Origin of the sequence: Hydrocarboniphaga effusa AP103 (genome assembly GCF_000271305.1) — a bacterium.
Classification (GTDB): domain Bacteria; phylum Pseudomonadota; class Gammaproteobacteria; order Nevskiales; family Nevskiaceae; genus Hydrocarboniphaga; species Hydrocarboniphaga effusa.
In genome coordinates this window covers 281,863-299,491 of sequence record NZ_AKGD01000003.1, presented here as the reverse complement: position 1 = coordinate 299,491, position 17,629 = coordinate 281,863, and the positions used below count along the sequence as shown (strand labels likewise).

General features: G+C 64.7%; 13 protein-coding genes. All 13 read left to right on the top strand.

All coding sequences use genetic code 11. From position 1 onward, the window contains the following. Nucleotides 1-3 precede the first annotated feature (3 nt). The 13 genes from WQQ_RS17780 (at nt 4) to WQQ_RS17725 (ending at nt 17,624) form a co-directional block, all read left to right on the top strand. Nucleotides 4-2,997: a TonB-dependent siderophore receptor gene (locus tag WQQ_RS17780; protein ID WP_040454813.1), complete on the top strand. Its 2,994-nt coding sequence runs from the start codon at nt 4-6 to the stop codon at nt 2,995-2,997. A 214-nt stretch (nt 2,998-3,211) separates the two neighbouring features. Next, nucleotides 3,212-5,920 carry a TonB-dependent siderophore receptor gene (locus WQQ_RS23260; protein WP_007186627.1) on the top strand — a complete coding sequence of 903 codons (2,709 nt, stop codon included), beginning with the start codon at nt 3,212-3,214 and terminating at the stop codon, nt 5,918-5,920. A 50-nt stretch (nt 5,921-5,970) separates the two neighbouring features. Next, nucleotides 5,971-6,756 carry a DUF3450 domain-containing protein gene (locus WQQ_RS17770; RefSeq protein WP_007186626.1) on the top strand — a complete coding sequence of 262 codons (786 nt, stop codon included), beginning with the start codon at nt 5,971-5,973 and terminating at the stop codon, nt 6,754-6,756. Continuing rightward, nucleotides 6,756-8,168 (top strand): MotA/TolQ/ExbB proton channel family protein, encoded by a 1,413-nt coding sequence (locus WQQ_RS17765; protein ID WP_007186625.1) that lies wholly within the window; start codon nt 6,756-6,758, stop codon nt 8,166-8,168. The genes WQQ_RS17770 and WQQ_RS17765 overlap by 1 nt, the downstream gene beginning before the upstream one ends. Next, entirely contained in the window at nt 8,161-8,685 is a 525-nt protein-coding gene (locus tag WQQ_RS17760) for a MotA/TolQ/ExbB proton channel family protein (protein ID WP_007186624.1), read from the top strand. The genes WQQ_RS17765 and WQQ_RS17760 overlap by 8 nt, the downstream gene beginning before the upstream one ends. Nucleotides 8,686-8,724: 39 nt before the next feature. Next, a complete protein-coding gene (locus tag WQQ_RS17755; protein ID WP_007186623.1) occupies nt 8,725-9,147 on the top strand; it encodes an ExbD/TolR family protein in 423 nt (140 codons plus the stop codon). 29 nt (nt 9,148-9,176) lie between these two features. Beyond that, complete coding sequence (locus WQQ_RS17750; protein ID WP_007186622.1) at nt 9,177-9,590, top strand: ExbD/TolR family protein; 414 nt, start codon at nt 9,177-9,179, stop codon at nt 9,588-9,590. A gap of 60 nt (nt 9,591-9,650) precedes the next feature. Then, nucleotides 9,651-10,349 (top strand): energy transducer TonB, encoded by a 699-nt coding sequence (locus WQQ_RS17745; RefSeq protein WP_007186621.1) that lies wholly within the window; start codon nt 9,651-9,653, stop codon nt 10,347-10,349. 28 nt (nt 10,350-10,377) lie between these two features. After that, nucleotides 10,378-11,811, top strand: a complete 1,434-nt coding sequence (locus tag WQQ_RS17740; RefSeq protein ID WP_007186620.1) for a tetratricopeptide repeat protein — start codon at nt 10,378-10,380, stop codon at nt 11,809-11,811. Nucleotides 11,812-11,814: 3 nt separating this feature from the next. Then, the gene (locus WQQ_RS17735; RefSeq protein WP_007186619.1) at nt 11,815-13,398 is read left to right on the top strand and encodes an amidase family protein; all 1,584 of its coding nucleotides are present in this window, start codon (nt 11,815-11,817) and stop codon (nt 13,396-13,398) included. A gap of 97 nt (nt 13,399-13,495) precedes the next feature. Beyond that, complete coding sequence (locus tag WQQ_RS17730) at nt 13,496-15,151, top strand: amidase family protein (RefSeq protein ID WP_007186618.1); 1,656 nt, start codon at nt 13,496-13,498, stop codon at nt 15,149-15,151. 393 nt (nt 15,152-15,544) lie between these two features. Then, a complete protein-coding gene (locus tag WQQ_RS24425; protein WP_007186617.1) occupies nt 15,545-15,715 on the top strand; it encodes a hypothetical protein in 171 nt (56 codons plus the stop codon). Between the two features lie 271 nt (nt 15,716-15,986). Then, on the top strand, nt 15,987-17,624 hold the full coding sequence (locus WQQ_RS17725) for an amidase family protein (protein ID WP_007186616.1): 1,638 nt from the start codon (nt 15,987-15,989) through the stop codon (nt 17,622-17,624). The last annotated feature ends 5 nt before the right edge of the window (nt 17,625-17,629 follow it).

The window sequence follows — 17,629 nt, the reverse complement described above, 5'->3', positions numbered from 1 at the left end:
CCCATGATGCACGTGCTGGCGACCGCGCTTGCCGCCGCGACGATCGCCTCGCACAAGCCCACGCATGCACAGGCACCGCACGCTTCCGAGCACCGGCAAGGCCTGGCGGCGACCATCGATTTCTCCATTCCGCAAGGGCGCCTCGACGATGCGCTCGATCGCTTCAGCGAGCAGGCCGGACTGCAGATCGTCTACGACGCCGGCACCGTGCAAGGCCGCATGGCGCCGGCGGCGCTCGGCCGCATGCGGGCCGAGGAAGCGCTGCGCAAGCTGCTCGACGACTCCGGCCTGCACTGGACGCTGATCAACGGCCACACGGTCGCCATTCGCAGGGCCACCGAGCCGCCCGGTTTGCCGCCGTCGATCGCGCCGGCGGTCGCGGCCCCGGCCGCCGACGACCCGCGGCACGGCGGCGTGGTGATACTCAGCGACATCCGCGTCAGCGCCGATCCCTTGCGCGGGCTGCCGATCGAAGTCGCCAATACGAGCTTCGGCTTCTCCAAGTCCATCCTCGAGACACCGCGATCGGTGTCGCTGATCAGCCAGGAGACCATCGATCGCTTCGGGCTCTCTGCGATCGAAGACCTGGTCCGCGTGGTGCCCGGCACCTTCACCCCGACCCGCTTCGGCATCCAGGGCGGCATCGACGTGCGCAGCGTGCCGGCGGACACCTTCTTCCGCGGCATGAAGCGCCTCAATCTGCAGGGACACGCGCCGACCGTGCTGTCGGCGATGGATTCGATCGAAGTGGTCCGCGGGCCGCCCTCGCCGATCTACGGCATGGGCAAGATCGGCGGCTACACCGACATGATTCCGCGCTCAGGACGGGCCGCCGACGGCAGTTATCTGGATCGGTCGCACGGCCGGGTCAGCGCAATGGTCGGCGACTACCAGGCGACCGATTTGAGCGCGTCGCTGCAGGGGCCGATGAAGATCGCCTCTGCGCATGGCGGATATCACCTGTTCGGCATGATCATCGACAGCCAGACCTATGCTCGCGGCGTACCGCTCGATGCCTCGATGCTGCAGGGCAGCGTCAGCGTCGAAGACCTGCTGCCGCGCTTCCGGCTCGAAGCCGGCCTGAGCGCGCAGAAGTCGCGCAGCGGCGGCGCGCTGATCGGCCGCTTCACCCAGGAACTCGCCGACAGCAGGCGCTACATTCGCGGCCTGCCGCTGATCGATCTCGACCTCGACCACAACGGCACGATCTCGTATCGCGAGTACAACACCGCCTCGGCCGTGCGCGGCGCGCTGTCGCTCTCCAACCAGCCGCTCTCGCAGCGCTGGGACTGGCCGCTCGACGCCGATGGCAAGCCGCTGACGGTCGACCGGTTCCCCAAGGTTTCGGGCATCCCCGAATCGATGTTCCAGTACCTGCAGGCGCATCCGGAGGCCGATCCGGGCGGGCTGCTGCGCGCCCAGGGCATCGGCGGCCCGCTGCCGCGCAGCGGCTACGTGCCGCTGGGTTTCATGCTCGATCCGCGCACAGTGGGCTACGACAAGCTCGATCTGCGGCGCTTCGCCGCATTCGAGCGCGACCTGCACGCCAACCTCGCGACCACCTACATCGACCTGATCGACGATCGCGATCCGGACTTCACGATGAAGAACCAGCTGTTCTTCGACGGCATGGATCAGTACAAGATTTCGGAGCAACCGTTCGGCACCGAGCAGAAGCCGCGCATCGTCGAGGAGAAGTTCACGATCACGCGCCGCCTGCCGCAGCTGCCCTCCTGGCTCGACGTCAACAGCCTGGCCTCGATCAACTTTCGCCATACGAGGTCTCCGACCGGGCAATGCTTCGGTGACTTCAGCACCCACCGCACCGATGCGATGGCGGACACCTGGCAGGACAGCAGCGGCGGGATGACGCCCAACACCACGTTCACGAACTGTCTCGTCGATTCGAGCTACGAAACCGGCTTTCCGTACACCGACCACGGCAAGACCAGCTTCAGCGAATTCGGCCTCGGCGTGCTGCTCGACGTCGCCATCGCGCGTTCGACCAACCTGCTGATGGGTGGGCGCATCGACGGCTCCGAAGTGCACAACATCGAGTACGCCGGCACGATCAACGTCAATACCGGAACCGCCAGCGAACCGGGCGCGATCGTCGCCCAGTCGACGCGCACGCGCGGATGGGACGACGGCGTGTCGTGGACGTTCAGTCTTTCGCACGAAGTGCTGCCGGGCGTCCGTCCCTACTTCACGATCGCGCAGGAAAGCCTCACGCTCGACAACAACGCCAATCGCATATCCAACGCCATCGTCGAAGCCGGTCACATCGGTCAATCTCGCCTGCGCGAACTCGGACTCAAGGCCAGCCTGCTCGACGACCACCTGTTCTTCAGCACCGCGCTGTACGAACAGCGCCGCATCAACGTCAACAATCCGGAAGACCCGACCATCACCGTCGAAGCTTCGTCCACCGTCACGCGCGGCTGGGAAAGCGAGATCAAATGGGTTCCGACGCCCAAGCTGTTCGCTTCGTTCTACGCGCTGTCGCAGAAGACCTTGTACGAGCCGAACCGTGGAGGCGTGGTGCTGATCGATGCGCGCTCGCTCGGCTTCCAGGATGTCGTCGATCCCGCCACCGGCGAAGTGGTCTATCCGGCCGAAGCCTTTCTGTTCGGTGGCCGCGCCTTCATCCAGTTGCCGCCCGGCGTCGAGGCCTATCGCGAAAAGCAGGGCAACCCGAACGTGCAGATCGGCGCCTCGCTGACCGCGCGCCTGGCTTCGGGTTTCGGATTCACGCTCAGCGCGAATCACTTCTCTGCGGTCGCGGCCGGGCGATTGCAACTGATCGAACTCCCCGCCTCCACCATATTCAACGCCGGCGCCTTCTACGATCGTGGCCCGTGGCAGTTGCGCGCGGACGTCTTCAACTTGAACAACGAACGCTACTTCCGTGCGCGCACCGGGGACACGCTGGCCGATCTTCCGGTCTCCGCAATGCCCGATCGGCGTTTCCAGTTCACGGTATCGCATCGCTTCTGAATGTCTGCTCGTGAAGAGTGAGGCGCAAGAGCGTCACCGAGCATCTTTGTTCCTGCGCCTCACGCCTCACGCCTCACGCCTCACGCCTCACGCCTCACGCCTCGTTCGCGAATCATTACCTCCTTGTCAGGTAGGGGGAACACGAAAAGCTCACGTCTGATTCTTCGACAGGCCGCACGCAAGTGCTTGGCGGGGTTTCTAAACAGGAGAGCTCATGCGTAGTCCAAACGAGCGCAAGCGCAACATGCCTGCGCTTGGCTTCAAAGCAACCGATCTGGCGATCGCCCTCGCTGCGTTTCTCGCGACGAGTGCACATGCCCAGAGCACAGAAGCGGGTGGCTCATCGGCGGAATCCGATGCCGCCGTGCTCACCGACATCGTCGTCAGCGAAGACCCGCTGGCGTCGATCGCGAATGAAACCACGGGCTCGTCGATCGGCTTCGCCAAGCCCATCCTCGATACGCCGCGCTCGGTTTCGTTCGTCAGCTCCGAGCAGATCCAATTGCTCGGCATCAGCTCGGTCGACGATCTCACGCGCGTGGTACCGGGCACTTTCACCACCACGCGCTACGGCCTGCAGGGCGGCATCAACGTGCGCGGTGTAGCGGCCGACATGTATTTCCGCGGCATGAAGCGCATCAACATGCAGGGCCACGCGCGCACCTCGCTCGCGGCGATGGATTCGATCGAGGTCATCAAAGGACCGCCCTCGCCGATCTTCGGCATGGGCAAGATCGGTGGCTACAGCAACCTCACGCCCAAGTCCGGCCGGGCCAAGATCGGCACGTATCTCGAGCAGGCGCAAGGCTTCGCGCAGGTCGTCGGCGGCGACTACATGAAGTCCGAAATCTCGGCCGGCGCCGGCGGTCCGATGACCATCGGCAACAAGACCGGCGGCTACTACGTCTATGGTTTGCTCGAAGATTCCGAAAGCTATGTGAAGAAAGTCGGTGTCACCCAGCGCATCATCCAGGCGACTTCGACGCTCGACAATTTCATCGGCCCGTTTCGGCTCGAAGTCGGCACGCAGGCGCAGAACTCGATCACCTCGGGCGCCTACATGAACCGCGTGACGCAGCGCCTGCTCGACGATGGCGTTTACATCTCGGGCCAGCCGCTCATCAACCTCGACCGCAACGGCGATGGCGCGATCGGCTTCAAGGAAACCCATGAGATGTCGCCGATCAAGGGCAATGTCGGCGGCTCGAACCGACCGCTGAACCAGACCTTCGCCTGGCCGATGTGCAACGGCGTGCCGTGCCAGCCCGACGAGTTTCCGAAGATCGCGGGCATTCCGGAGACGATGTACAACTATCTGGAAGCCAACCCCACGCTCGATCCGGACCGGTACCTGCGGAACCAGGGCATCGGCGGACCTGTGCCGACCTCCGGCCAGCTGCCGATCGGCTTCGTGCTCGACCCGCGCACGGTGCAGCAGGTCAAGGTCGACCAGCGTCGCAACGGGGCTTTCGAAACCGAACAGAACGCGCGCCTGGCCGTGATCTACGCCGACCTGGTCTACGACGCCGATCCGGACTTCCAGCTCAAGAACCAGTTCTTCCACGACTTCCTCGATTCGTACAAGAACTCTTATCTGCCCTACGGTGAAAAGCAGGACATTCACCTGTGGGAAGACAAGATCACGGCGACCTATCGCATCCCCGACGAGAAGCTGCCCGAGTGGCTGCGCATCAACACGCTGGCCTCGGTCAACTATCGCGAAACCTTCGGCAAGATCACCAGCTCCGGCGGCGACTACGACTATCGCCAGGACGTGATGTTCAACAACGGCAATCACTATCCGAACACGATCTTCTGGAACTGGCTCGACAATCCGAGCTACGACACCGGCGCGCCGACGACGGTGGTGCGTGACAGCACCTTCAGCGAAATGGGTGTCGGCACGATGTTCGACATCGATTTCTTCACCAACACCAACCTGGTGCTCGGCGCACGCTGGGACAATTCCAAGGCCGAAGCCAACGACTACGACCGCTTCAACGAAAACGCCAGCAACGCGGTCAACGGAGGCGTCTGGCTGCCCCAGCGCACCACGCGCAGCTGGGACGACGGCACCTCCTGGAGCGTCAGCCTTTCGCAGAAGCTGCCGGGTGGCATCCGTCCCTACATCACCAAGGCCTTGTCGAGCGTCGCGCTCGACGGTGCCAACAACATCATCGTCTACGAGACCGTGAATGCGCCGGGCGGGCACATCGGCGAGGCCGAACTTCTCGAGTACGGCGTCAAGGGCAGCTGGCTGCAGGACACGCTGTTCTTCACGCTCTCGCACTTCAAGCAGACGCGTACCGACATCAGTAGCGCGTCGGACCCGACCGCCTCGGCCGAAGTGTCTTCGACCGAAACCAAGGGCATCGAAACCGAGCTCAAGTGGTCGCCGGTTCCGAACGCGTCGATCCAGGCCTACGCCCTGTTCGCCAAAGCCAAATACATCATTCCGCAATCGGGCACCTACGAGTTCAACGGTCGCGATCTGGGCTTCCAGGACGTGCTCGACGACAACGGCAACGTGATCTACCCGGCCGAAGCCTTCCTCTACGGCGGCCGCGTGCAGATGACGATTCCGACCGCGATCCTCGAGCAGTACAACGCCCGCAACGGTTCGCCCGAGACGCAGCTCGGCCTGAACATGAACTACCGCTTCCGCAATGGCGTCGGTGTGCTGCTCGGCGGCAACTGGTTCTCGTCGACGTATTCCGATCGCCTCGAGATGCTGAAGATTCCGTCGTCGACCACCATCAATGGTGCGGTCACCTACGACGTCGGCAAATGGCACCTCAAGGTCAACGGCTACAACATCACCGACGAGCGCATTTTCCGCGCCCGCAACAGCGACACCGGCACCAACCTGGTTTCGGTGATGCCGCGTGTCCGTTACGAATTCACCGTCAAGCTGGATTTCTGATGAGGCGGCATCGAATGGTTGAGAGATTTCATTCTAGGAGCGAAAGATTCATGTCCGACCCACGCAGATTCCGTCTTTGCCTGATCGTGGCCGCCTCGGCCGCTCTGGCGATTCCCACCCTTGTCTCCACCACCGCCGGAGCCGCCGAGAAAGCGCAGGTCACGGCGGTCATCGGCGAGCAGACCAAGACCGTGCAGGCTGCGCGCAGCTCGCAGTCGAACGTCGCCAGGATGGACGACCAGACCGGCAGCATGCTCGCCGAGTACCGGCAGGCGCTCGCCGAGTACGACACGCTCAAGGCCTACAACGATCAGCTCGCCGTGCAGGTCGGTTCGCAGCAGCAGGAGATCGACGCGATCAACCTGCAGCTCGGCGAGATCGACACCACCGCGCATCAGGTGCTGCCGATGCTCACGCGCATGGTGGCCACGCTCGAGAAGTTCGTCTCGCTCGACATGCCGTTCCTTCCCGAAGAGCGCACCAAGCGCATCAAGGGACTCAAGGACATGATGGCCCGCGCCGACGTTTCATTGTCCGAGAAGTACCGCCGCATCGTCGAGGCTTATCAGATCGAGATGGAGTATGGCCGCACGCTCGAGTCGTACGCGGGCAAGGTCGGCGACAAGACCGTCGATTTCCTGCGCGCCGGACGCGTCTCGCTGCTGTACCAGACGCTCGACGGCATGGAGACCGGCTACTGGGATGCCAGCGCCAAGAAGTTCGTTTCCGACAACTCGTTCCGCGAAGAAATCAAGGCCGCGATCAAGGTCGCCAAGAAGCAGGCCGCACCCGATTTCGTCACCGTCGCCGTTTCCTCTCCGATGGAGGCCAAGTAATGAAACCCTCGATGGATAGCCCGAAGAAACCTCAACATTCCGCGCTGGGCCAGCTGCTGGCCTGTGCCGTTCTCGCGCTGAGCTTCGCCAGCGCGAGTGGCTTCGCCACCGCGGCCGACCCGAAGAACCTCGACGAACTGCTCGCCGAGACCGAATCGGCGCGCTCCGCCGAAGCGGCGGCCAATGCCGAGCGCGAAGCGCGCTTCAAACGCGAACTCGACAACCAGGCTGCGCTGCTCGCCGAAGCCAAGGCCCGCCTTGCCAACGAGCAGAAGCGCGGCGCGGGCCTGACCACGAGCTTCGATGTCAACGAGAAGGCCATCACCGAAGCGAGCGCTTCGCTCGAATCACGCTCGGGCAATCTCGGCGAACTGTTCGGTGTCGTGCGCCAGGTCGCCAACGATTTCTCTTCGGTGGTGAATTCTTCGATCATCAGCGCGCAGTTTCCGGGGCGATCGGACTTCATCGTCAACCTCGCGCAGACCAAGGAGCTGCCGTCGACGCAGGTGCTCGAGCGCTTCTGGTTCGAGCTGCAGCGCGAGATGACCGAGAGCGGCAAGGTGGTGAAGTTCAAGACCAAGATCGTCAAGCCCAATGGTGACTCGGTCGATGCCACCGTGACGCGGGTCGGACCGTTCACGGCGGTTTCGGACGGCCAGTACCTGCAGTATCTGCCGAGCCAGGGCCAGCTCGCCGCGATGGCACGCCAACCCGGGCCAAAGTTCGAAGATGCCGCCAAGCGCCTCGAAAGCTCGCGCTCCGGCTACGTGAAGACCAGCATCGACCCGACGCGCGGCGTGCTGCTGTCGATCTATTCACAGCGCCCGAACCTCAAGGAACGCATCGATCATGGCGAAGCGGTCGGCTACGTGATCATCGCGGTCGGCGTCATCGGGGCCCTGCTCGCGCTCTTCCAGTTCGTGCATCTGCTGATCACCCGCTCCAAGGTCCGCAAGCAGCTCACCTCGATCGAAGTGCCGCGCACCGACAATCCGCTCGGCCGCGTGCTGTCGACCTTCCAGGGCAACCACGCCAAGCTCGAAGAGGACGCCGAGATCGTCGAGCTGCGCATCTCCGAAGCGGTGCTCAAGGAAGTGCCGGCGCTCGAACGCTTCCAGTCCTTCATCAAGCTCGCGGTCGCGGCCGGTCCGCTGCTCGGCCTGATCGGCACCGTGGTCGGCATGATCGTGACCTTCCAGTCGATCACCGAATCCGGATCGTCCGATCCCAAGCTGATGGCCGCCGGTATCTCGCAGGCGATGATCGCGACGGTGCTGGGCCTGGGCATCGCGATTCCGCTGCTGTTCGCCCACGCCTGGCTGTCGTCGATCTCCAAGTCGATCCTGCAGATTCTCGACGAGCAGAGCACCGGTCTGCTGGCCGGCCGTCTCGAGGCCACCCGCCATGCTTGAGACGCTCGCGATGCCGCTGCACATCATGAGCGAGATGCGTGCGCTCGGCGGCCCGGTGGTGTTGTGGATCTTCGGCGCCTGCGTATTGATGTGGGCGATCGTGATCGAGCGCTTCTGGTTCTTCACCGGCGTGCTCCCGCGGCAGGCGAATCGCCTGCTGCGGGAGTGGAACGCCCGCCCCGAGCGTCACAGCTGGAGTGCGCACCAGATCCGCAAGGCGATGATCTCGACGCTCAACGCCGGCATGAACGCGAACATCCAGCTGCTGCGCGTGCTGGTTCCGATGAGTCCGCTGCTCGGCTTGCTCGGCACCGTGTCGGGCATGCTCGCGGTGTTCGACGCGATGGCCGCACGTGGCTCTGCGGATGCGCGCTCAATGGCCAACGGCGTGTCCGAGGCGATGATCTGCACGCTGACGGGCCTGGCCGTGAGCATCTCGGGCCTCTACCCGGTGTACTACTTCCGCCGCCGCATCCGTCACGAGACCGAGCGTCTCGCCGACAAGTTCCTGTTCTGAACCCGCCCCCATCTCAGCTGACACCACGGGAAGCCTTTTATGCGCCTGCGCAACCGCCGCATGTCGGAAGCCAACGTCGAGGAGACCGGCATCGATCTCGCGCCGATGCTCGACTTCGTCCTGAACCTCTTGATCTTCTTCATCATCACCGCGGTGTTCATGAAGGAAGTCGGCATCACCGTAAGCCGGCCCAATGCTTCGTCGAGCACCGAGAAGAAGGAGTCGAGCAGCATCGTCATCGTCATCAACGATGCCGGCGACATCGTCGTCGACAAGAAGCTCACGGACGAACGCAGCGTCCGCGCCGCCATCGAGCGCCTGCATGCGCAGCGCCCCGAAGACGCGGTGGTGGTGGTCACCGAAAGCGGTGCGCCGACCGGCATCCTGGTTTCGGTGATCGACCAGGTGCGCCAGGGCGGCGTGATGGCCGTCTCGATCGCACCGGGCGAAAGCTCGACCTGACCTGCTCGCCCGACTTCAAGGAAACCGACATGCGTTCGCATCGACACAGCATCGAGGAAAGCGAAGACACCGGCATCGATCTCGCGCCGATGCTCGACTTCGTCCTCAACCTGCTGATCTTCTTCATCATCACGACCTCCTTCGTGAAGGAGTCCGGCGTCACGGTGACGCGTCCCGAGGCGCTGACCGCCGAGAGCAAGGAGAACGGCAACATCCTGATCGCCGTGCGTCCCAACGGCGACGTCTGGATGGACAAGCAGAAGGTCGACGTGCGCGATGTCCGCAGCGCGATCGAACGCCTGCACATCGAGCGTCCCGAAGACACCGTGGTGATCATCGCCGACCGCGAGTCCAAGACCGGCGTGCTGACCAAGGTGATGGACCAGGTCAAGCTCGGCGGCGTCGCCGAAGTGTCGATCGCCGCCGCGCCGCCACCGGGCTGATCGCAAGCCGGCATCGCACTTTCCCCTCCTGACGATTTTCTCCGACGAGTTCACTCACTCATGGCTCTGCAACTCAACAGCGAGCATCTGCTGGTTCCGACGCGGCCGATGACTTTCGCCGAAATGCTGCGCTCGAAGGACGTGCGCCGGCCGCGGGGCTGGGTGCCCGCGCTCGCCGCCTCGCTCGCCCTCTCGCTCGGCATGTTCATCGGCATGCACGCGCTGATCACCGTCTCGGGCCACGGCGCGAAGAAGCCCGAAACCTTGCCGACGATCGACTTCGTGCGGCTCAAGCGCGATTCGCAGGTCACGCCGAACGAGCGCCGCAAGCCGCCGCCGCCTCCACCGCCGAAGGCGCCGCCACCGGCTTCGAAGATGACGGTGGCCACCGAAGCGGCCAGCGATGGCCCGGCGATCACCGTGCCCGGCAGCCTCGATCTGTCCGCGGGCAGCGGCGGTGGTGGCGGCGTGGCCAGCGGCGGCTTCGACAGCGAACTGGTGCCGCTGCAGCGCGTGAACCCGGCGTATCCGCAGGATGCGCGACGCAATCGCATCGAGGGCTACGTGAAGCTCGATCTGCTCGTCGCGCCCGATGGTTCGGTGCGCTCGGCCAAGGTCGTCGATGCCAAGCCCAAGGGCCTGTTCGACGCTTCCGCGGTGACGGCGGTTCTCAAGTGGCGCTTCAAGCCCAAGACCGTCGACGGCAAGGCCGTCGAGCAGCGCGGCGTGCAGAAGATCGAATTCACCATCAACAAGTGAGCGCCATCAAACGCGCACGGAGCAGCCGATGACTTCCCACGGCAATCATCTTTCGAAGTGGCGGTTGTGCCGCGTCGCCACACTCGCCGTCTCGATGTTCGCGATGCAGGCGACCGCGGCGGAGGAGGCCAAAAAACCGGTGCCCGCGGGCTCGGAGGCGGCGAAGATCGAGGCGTTGAAGGCGCGCCAGGCCGCCGCACGAGCCGCCAAGGCCGCGCAGGCAGCCAAGGCCGCCGAGAGCGCCGCGACCGCACCGCAGATCGCCAACCGCCCGGAGTGCCTTGCGCCGCGGCAGGCATCCGGAACGCTCGGCGAAGCCACCTCCGATGCCATCCGCCGCGCGAGCGAACTGGTGGCGCAGAAGCAGCCCGACGAGGCGATCGCCAAGCTCAAGCCCTTCGAGACGCGTGGCCAGCCGTTCGACAAGGCCAGCGTGCAGTACAACCTCGGCGTCGCCTACAGCGACAAGCAGCAGTTCCTGGAAGCGGCGCATGCGTTCGAGAACGCGCTCGCGTTCGACGTGCTGCCGCAGAACCAGAGCGACCAGCTGACGTTCAATATCGGGCAGCTCTACGTGGCGGGTGGCGACCACGACAAGGGCATCGCCGCGCTCAAGCGGTACATGGCCCAGAGCTGCACGGTGCCGACGCCCGAGGCGCACATGTTCCTCGCCAGCGCACTGACCGAGCGCAAGCTCTACGACCAGGCGCTGCCCGAAGTCGAAACCGCGCTCGCGCAGAGCAAGAAGCCGCGCGAGAACTGGATACAGTTCAAGCTCGGCGTGCAGTACGAACTCAGGCAATACCAGGCCGCGGCGGAAACCCTGCTCGAGCTGATCGCCATGCAGCCCGACAAGGCCGACTACTGGAAGCAGTTGTCGGGCGTGCTGCTCGAAATGGACGACAAGGATCAATCGCTCGCGGTGATGGCGCTGGCCGAACGCCAGGGCTTTCTGCAGCGACCGGCCGACCTCATGAATCTGTACAACATCTACATGGTGATCGACGTTCCGATGAAAGGTGGCCAGCTGCTCGAGAACGCGCTGGCGCAAGGCAAGGTGCAGGAGGACGAAAAGACGCTCGAATCCATCGCCAACGCCTGGATCAACGCACGCGAATCCGAGAAGGCCGAGCTTGCGCTGAAAAAGGTCGCCAGCGTGGCCGACAAGGGCGAGTATTACTTCAAGCTCGGCGCCATGTATGGCGAGCAGGAGCGCTGGAAGGAGTCCAAGGAGATGCTGCAGCTCGCGCTGCAGAAAGGCGGGCTCAAGAAGCCGGGCGATGTCTGGTTTCGCGTCGCCCTGGCCGATTACCGCATGAACGATCTGCGTTCGGCGATCGGCGATCTGCAGCAGGCGCAGAAGTACGACGAGGCCCGGCGCCAGGCCGGTGACTGGATGCAGAGCCTGTCCGCCGAACTCGCGGCCCAGCAGAGCCAGACCGCGTCGCTCTCGCCGAACTGAGCCATGCGCCTTTCCAAGAAAGCCATCGGCGCGGCCGCCGCGCTGATGTGGGGTCTGGCTGGGCCTCAGTTCGCCCAGGCCACGACGTTCGACCTGCAGACCGCGACCATCGCCGACATCAATGCGGCGATGGACGCGGGCGCCTTGAGCTCCGAAAAACTCACGCAGCTGTATCTGGCGCGCATCGAGGCCTACGACAAGCGCGGGCCGAAGATCAACGCGGTGATCACGCTGCAGCCGGATGCCGTCAAGATCGCGCGCGAGCTCGATGCCGAGCGCAAGGCCAAGGGGCCACGCTCGCCGCTGCACGGCGTGCCCGTGGTGCTCAAGGATCTGTACGACACGCGCGACATGCCGACGTCGGCCGGCTTCCTGCCGCTCAAGAACTCGCGGCCGATCCTCGATGCGACCGTGGTCAAGCGCCTGCGCGACGCGGGCGCGGTGATCCTCGCCAAGGTCAACATGAGCGACTGGTTCGGCGTTCCGAAAGCCGGCGACCAGAGCACCGTGCTCGGGCGCACTTCGAACCCGTACAACCTCGATCTGATTCCGGGCTATTCGAGCGGAGGCACCGGCGCCGCGCTCGCCGCCGCCTTCGCGCAGATCGGCCTGGGTTCGGAGACCGGTGTTTCGATCCGCAATCCGACCTCGAACAACAGCCTCGTCGGGCTGGCGCCGACACGCGGCCTGATTCCGCGTGCGGGACAGGTGATGACCTCGTTCACGCAGGAGCGCGCCGGGCCGATGGCGCGCTCGGTCTACGACGTCGCCGCGATGACCGACGTCGTCGCCGGCTTCGACGCCGAAGACCTGCTCACGCTCGATGCGCCGGGCCGCATGCCGAAGGCTTCGTACACGCAGGGCTTGTTGAAGGACAGCCTGCGCGGTGCGCGCATCGGCGTGTTTCGCGATCTGTTCCGCAAGGGCGAAAAGCATGCGGAAGGCATCGCGATGATCGAGGCCGCGATCGCGCAGATGAAAGCCGCGGGCGCGACCATCATCGATCCGGTGTCCACCGGGCTCGATCTGTTTCCGCTGCTCGACGAGACCCGCACCAACTACTACGAGGCACAGTTTTCGTACGACCTGTACTTTCGCCGCCTTGGTCCGGACGCGGTGATTCACAACATGGACGAGCTCATCGCCAAGGGCGGTGATCTGGTCAAGCCGAGCATCGTCAAGGCCTACCGCGAGTTCAACTCGCTCACGCACCAGCCCGAGTTTCTCGCGCGCCGCGATTCGCAGGAGATGCTCAAGCGGCTCGCGATCGAGCTGATGGAACAGTATCGGCTCGATGCGCTCGTGCATCCGTTCAAGTCGCTGCCGGCGACGCGCCACATCGAAACCGGCTTCTCGCCGAACAACGGCCAGGACAATCCGTTCAGCTCGGTCACCGGCCTGCCTGCGGTGCTGGTGCCGGCGGGCTACACGAAGAAGGAAAACGGCCCGATCGCGATCGAGTTTCTCGGCCGGCCGTGGAGCGAGCCGACGCTGTTCAAGCTCGCCTACGCCTACGAGCAGCTCTCGCAGGTCCGCAAGCTTCCGCCGACGACGCCGGCCTTGCCGGGCGAGCGCTTCGAGTATTGAGCCGACGCGTCGGCTCGAAGATTGATCGGGCATCGCACGTAGGGGCGCGGCGATCGGAGCACGTCTTGATTGGCATCCTCCAACGACGAGATCCGCCGTGCCTCAACTCACTGTCTCCCGGTTTTCACGCCTCGCCGCTTCCAGCCTGTTCGCCGCCGCGCTCTCGCTGACCGCGGCGAATGCGCAGGCCTACACGCTCGACATCGACAAGGCCACCATTCCCGACATCGACGCCGCGTTCAAGAACGGCCTGAGCTCGCAGAAGCTCGTCGCCGCCTATCTCGAACGCATCAAGGCCTACGACAAGCAGGGGCCGGTCATCAATGCGGTGATCCTGCTCAACCCCAAAGCGCTGGACGAGGCGGCCAGGCTCGATGCCGAGCGCAAGGCCGGCAAAGTGCGTGGCCCGCTGCATGGCGTGCCGATCGTGCTCAAGGACAACTTCGATACCTTCGACCTGCAGACCACGGGCGGCTCGCAGTTGCTCGAGGGCCACGTGCCACCGGACGACGCCTTCGTCGTCAAGAAGCTGCGCGACGCCGGCGCGGTGATCGTCGCCAAGGTGAACCTGTCCGAATGGGCCGGCAGCGGCGGCTCGGTTTCCGGAGCGCCCGAAGAGATCGCCAAGAAGGGCCGCGTGCCGAACGGCTTCAGCTCGGCCGGCGGACAGACGCGCAATCCGCACGACCTCACGCGCGGGCCTTCGGGCTCGTCGGGCGGCACCGGCGCTGCGATCGCTGCGGGCTTCGCGCAGTTCGGGCTCGGCACCGACACCGGCGGTTCGGTGCGCGGGCCTTCTTCGGCCAACGGCATCGTCGGGCTCAAGCCCACGCGCGGCCTAATGAGCCGCGACGGCATCATTCCGCTCGGCCTGTCGTTCGACACCGGCGGGCCGATGGGACGTAGCGTCACCGACATCGCGATCTCGCTCGGTGCGATGACCGGCGTCGATGCGGCCGATGCGGCCACCACGCCGAGCGCAAGCCAGTTCAAGACCGACTACACGCCGTATCTGAAGAAGGGCTCGCTCAAGGGCGCGCGCATCGGCATCGCGCGTGATTTTCTCGGCCAGGACGCAGGCACCGACCAGGTCGTCGAACAGTCCGTCGCCACGCTCAAAAAGCTCGGCGCGACCGTGTTCGACGTGAAGTATCCGGACTTCGTGCTGCAGAACCGCCAGGGCATCTACAACACCGTGGTCAGCGCCGAGTTCAAGCACGACCTCGCCGAGTATCTCAAGACCACCCAGGCCGGCTATCCGAAGACGCTCGACGAAGTGGTCGCCCGCGTCAACGACCCGAAGACGAAATACCGCAGCCCCGAGAAAGCGGTCGCGCTCAACTACACCAACTCGGTTGCGCTCACGCTCGACGATCCGCTGTACCTGGCGACGAAGAACCAGGCGCTCGCCGCGACCAAGGCCGGCGTCGATGCGGTGTTCGCCAAGTACAAGCTCGATGCGATCGTCTATCCGACGTCGCCGAAACCGGCGACGCCGATCATTCCCGATGAAGCCACCGCGCGCGCGGCCGGCCTGTCGCCCACCAACATCGCGAACCAGACCGGCTACCCGGATCTGATCGTGCCCGCCGGCATGACCAAGGACGGCCTGCCGGTGACGATCAGCTTCTTCGGCCCCGCCTGGAGCGAACCCAAGCTGATCGGCTACGGCTACGACTTCGAGCAGGCGACGCATGCGATCCGCCTGCCGAAGAACACGCCGGCGCTCAAGAGCGATGTGATCAGCTATTGAGGTGAGGCACGACCTTGGCTGTCCCCTCTCCCGCAGCGCGGGAGAGGGTGGCGCGACAGCGCCGGGTGAGGGAACACGCTCGGGCAGATTGCCTTTCCCAACAGCGCTCCCTCACTCCCCGCCTACGGCGGGACTCTCTCCCGCACGCGGGAGAGAGGAACGGCGGCTGCGCTCGCCTGCGTCTGCAGCGATGCCCAAGCTGATCGTCTAGAACTACGACTTCGAGCAAGCCACTCAGGCGAGCCGCTTGCCGAAGAACACGCCAGCGCTCAAGAGCGACCTGATCAGCTACTGAGCCGCGATGTTGGCTGTCCCCTCTCCCGCGTGCGGGAGAGGGGGGCGCAGCAGCGCCGGGTGAGGAAACACGCTCAGGCAGATTACCTGTTCCCAACGGTGCTCCCTCACTCCCCGCCTACGGCGGGACTCTCTCCCGCACGCGGGAGAGAGGAACAGCGGCTGCGCTCGCCTGCGTCTGCAGCGATGCCCAAGCTGATCGGCTACGGCTACGACTTCGAGCAGGCCACGCATGCGAGCTGCTTGCCGAAGAACACGCCGGTGCTCTAGCGACGTGATCAGTTACCGAAGCGCGCGCAATGATTGCCGCTCCCCAACGGGGCACGCTCGGGCAGATTGCCGCTCCCCAACGGGGCTCCCTCACTCCCCGCCTGCGGCGGGACTCTCTCCCGCACGCGGGAGAGAGGAACAGCGGCTGCTGCTCGTTGCATGAAGCATTGCTCCAACACGTAAATCGATAAATCGAAGCCCGCATCGCTCACGTAGGGTGCGTCCTCCAGCACCGCGTCTGCATCGATACATCCTCGCAATCGGTGCCGCCATGCTCGCTTCGCGTCTGTTCGCTTCCACCGCCCTCGCCTGCGCATTGGCGCTGAGCTTTCCCGCCGCCAACGCAGCGACGCTCGACATCAGCACCGCGAGCATCACCGAAGTACAGGCTGCGTTTTCGCAAGGCCTGACTTCGCAAAAGCTGCTCGATGCCTACCTCAAGCGCATCGAGGCCTACGACAAGAAAGGGCCGACGATCAACGCGGTGATCCTGCTCAATCCGAAAGCCAAGGCCGAAGCCCAGAAACTCGACGCCGAACGCAAGGCCGGCAAGATTCGCGGCCCGCTGCACGGCATTCCGGTGATTCTCAAGGACAACTACGACACCTTCGATTTGCAGACCACGGGCGGCTCGCAGCTGCTGCTCGGCAGTGTTCCGCCCGATGACGCCTTCGTCGTCAAGAAGCTGCGCGATGCGGGCGCGATCATCGTCGCCAAGGTGAACCTGTCCGAATGGGCCGGTGGCGGCGGCAGCGTCAGCGGTGCCACCGATCCGCTGGTGCTCGAACGCGGTGCGGTGCCGAACGGCTCGTCGACCGCAGGCGGGCAGACGCGCAATCCGCATGACCTGTCGCGTGGCCCTGCGGGTTCGTCGGGCGGCACCGGCGCTGGCCTTGCGGCCGCGTTCGCTCAATTCGGACTCGGCACCGATACCGGTGGCTCGATCCGCAGCCCTTCGTCGGTCAACGGCATCGCCGGGCTCAAGCCGACGCGCGGCCTGTTGAGCCGCGACGGCATCATCCCGCTCGCGCTCTCGTTCGACACCGGCGGACCGATGGCGCGCAACGTCACCGATGTCGCGATCTCGCTCGGCGCGATGACCGGCGTCGATGCGGCAGACGCCGCCACGCAGCCGAGCGCCGCCCAGTTCAAGACCGACTACACGCCGTATCTCAAAACCGGCTCACTGAAAGGCGCGCGCATCGGCGTGGCGCGCGATTTCTTCGGCCAGGACGCCGAAGTCGATCGCGTGATGGAAGCTTCGATCGCTACGCTCAGGAAGCTCGGCGCGACCGTGATCGACGTGCGCTATCCGAGCTACATGCTCGGCATGCGGCAGCCGGGCTATTCGCTGATCATGGCGAGCGAGTTCAAGGCGCAGGTCACCGACTATCTCAGAACGCTCAAGCCCGGATTTCCGAAGACTTTCGACGACGTCGTCAGGCTTTCGAACGATCCGAAGACCAAGTATCGCCAGCCCGAAAAAGCCTACGCGCTGACCTACACGGCGACGCAGGCGCTCGATCTCGATGATCCGATCTATCTCGTCGCGAAGAACGAAGGCCTGGCACTGGTCAAGGCCTCGGTCGATGCGGTGCTGAGTTCGAACCAACTCGACGCGATCGTCTACGCGACCAACCCGCGTCCGGCGCAGCCGATCGATCCGGCGGCGGCTCCGCCCGGCGCGGCCAACAGCCCGACCAACATCGCCAACCAGACCGGCTATCCCGATCTGATCGTGCCAGCGGGCATCACCAAGGATGGACTGCCGGTGACAATCAGCTTCTTCGGCCCGGCCTGGAGTGAACCCAAGCTGCTCGGCTACGGCTACGACTTCGAGCAGGCCACGCATGCGCGCGTGCTGCCCAAGAACACACCCTCGCTACCGAGCGATCGGATCGAGTTCTGATCTCT

What these genes read in the sequence shown, in the direction of transcription:
- WQQ_RS17780 (WP_040454813.1), top strand. Translation starts at nt 4, where the DNA reads ATGATGCACGTGCTGGCGACCGCGCTTGCCGCCGCGACGATCGCCTCG.
- WQQ_RS23260 (WP_007186627.1), top strand. Translation starts at nt 3,212, where the DNA reads ATGCGTAGTCCAAACGAGCGCAAGCGCAACATGCCTGCGCTTGGCTTC.
- WQQ_RS17770 (WP_007186626.1), top strand. Translation starts at nt 5,971, where the DNA reads ATGTCCGACCCACGCAGATTCCGTCTTTGCCTGATCGTGGCCGCCTCG.
- WQQ_RS17765 (WP_007186625.1), top strand. Translation starts at nt 6,756, where the DNA reads ATGAAACCCTCGATGGATAGCCCGAAGAAACCTCAACATTCCGCGCTG.
- WQQ_RS17760 (WP_007186624.1), top strand. Translation starts at nt 8,161, where the DNA reads ATGCTTGAGACGCTCGCGATGCCGCTGCACATCATGAGCGAGATGCGT.
- WQQ_RS17755 (WP_007186623.1), top strand. Translation starts at nt 8,725, where the DNA reads ATGCGCCTGCGCAACCGCCGCATGTCGGAAGCCAACGTCGAGGAGACC.
- WQQ_RS17750 (WP_007186622.1), top strand. Translation starts at nt 9,177, where the DNA reads ATGCGTTCGCATCGACACAGCATCGAGGAAAGCGAAGACACCGGCATC.
- WQQ_RS17745 (WP_007186621.1), top strand. Translation starts at nt 9,651, where the DNA reads ATGGCTCTGCAACTCAACAGCGAGCATCTGCTGGTTCCGACGCGGCCG.
- WQQ_RS17740 (WP_007186620.1), top strand. Translation starts at nt 10,378, where the DNA reads ATGACTTCCCACGGCAATCATCTTTCGAAGTGGCGGTTGTGCCGCGTC.
- WQQ_RS17735 (WP_007186619.1), top strand. Translation starts at nt 11,815, where the DNA reads ATGCGCCTTTCCAAGAAAGCCATCGGCGCGGCCGCCGCGCTGATGTGG.
- WQQ_RS17725 (WP_007186616.1), top strand. Translation starts at nt 15,987, where the DNA reads ATGCTCGCTTCGCGTCTGTTCGCTTCCACCGCCCTCGCCTGCGCATTG.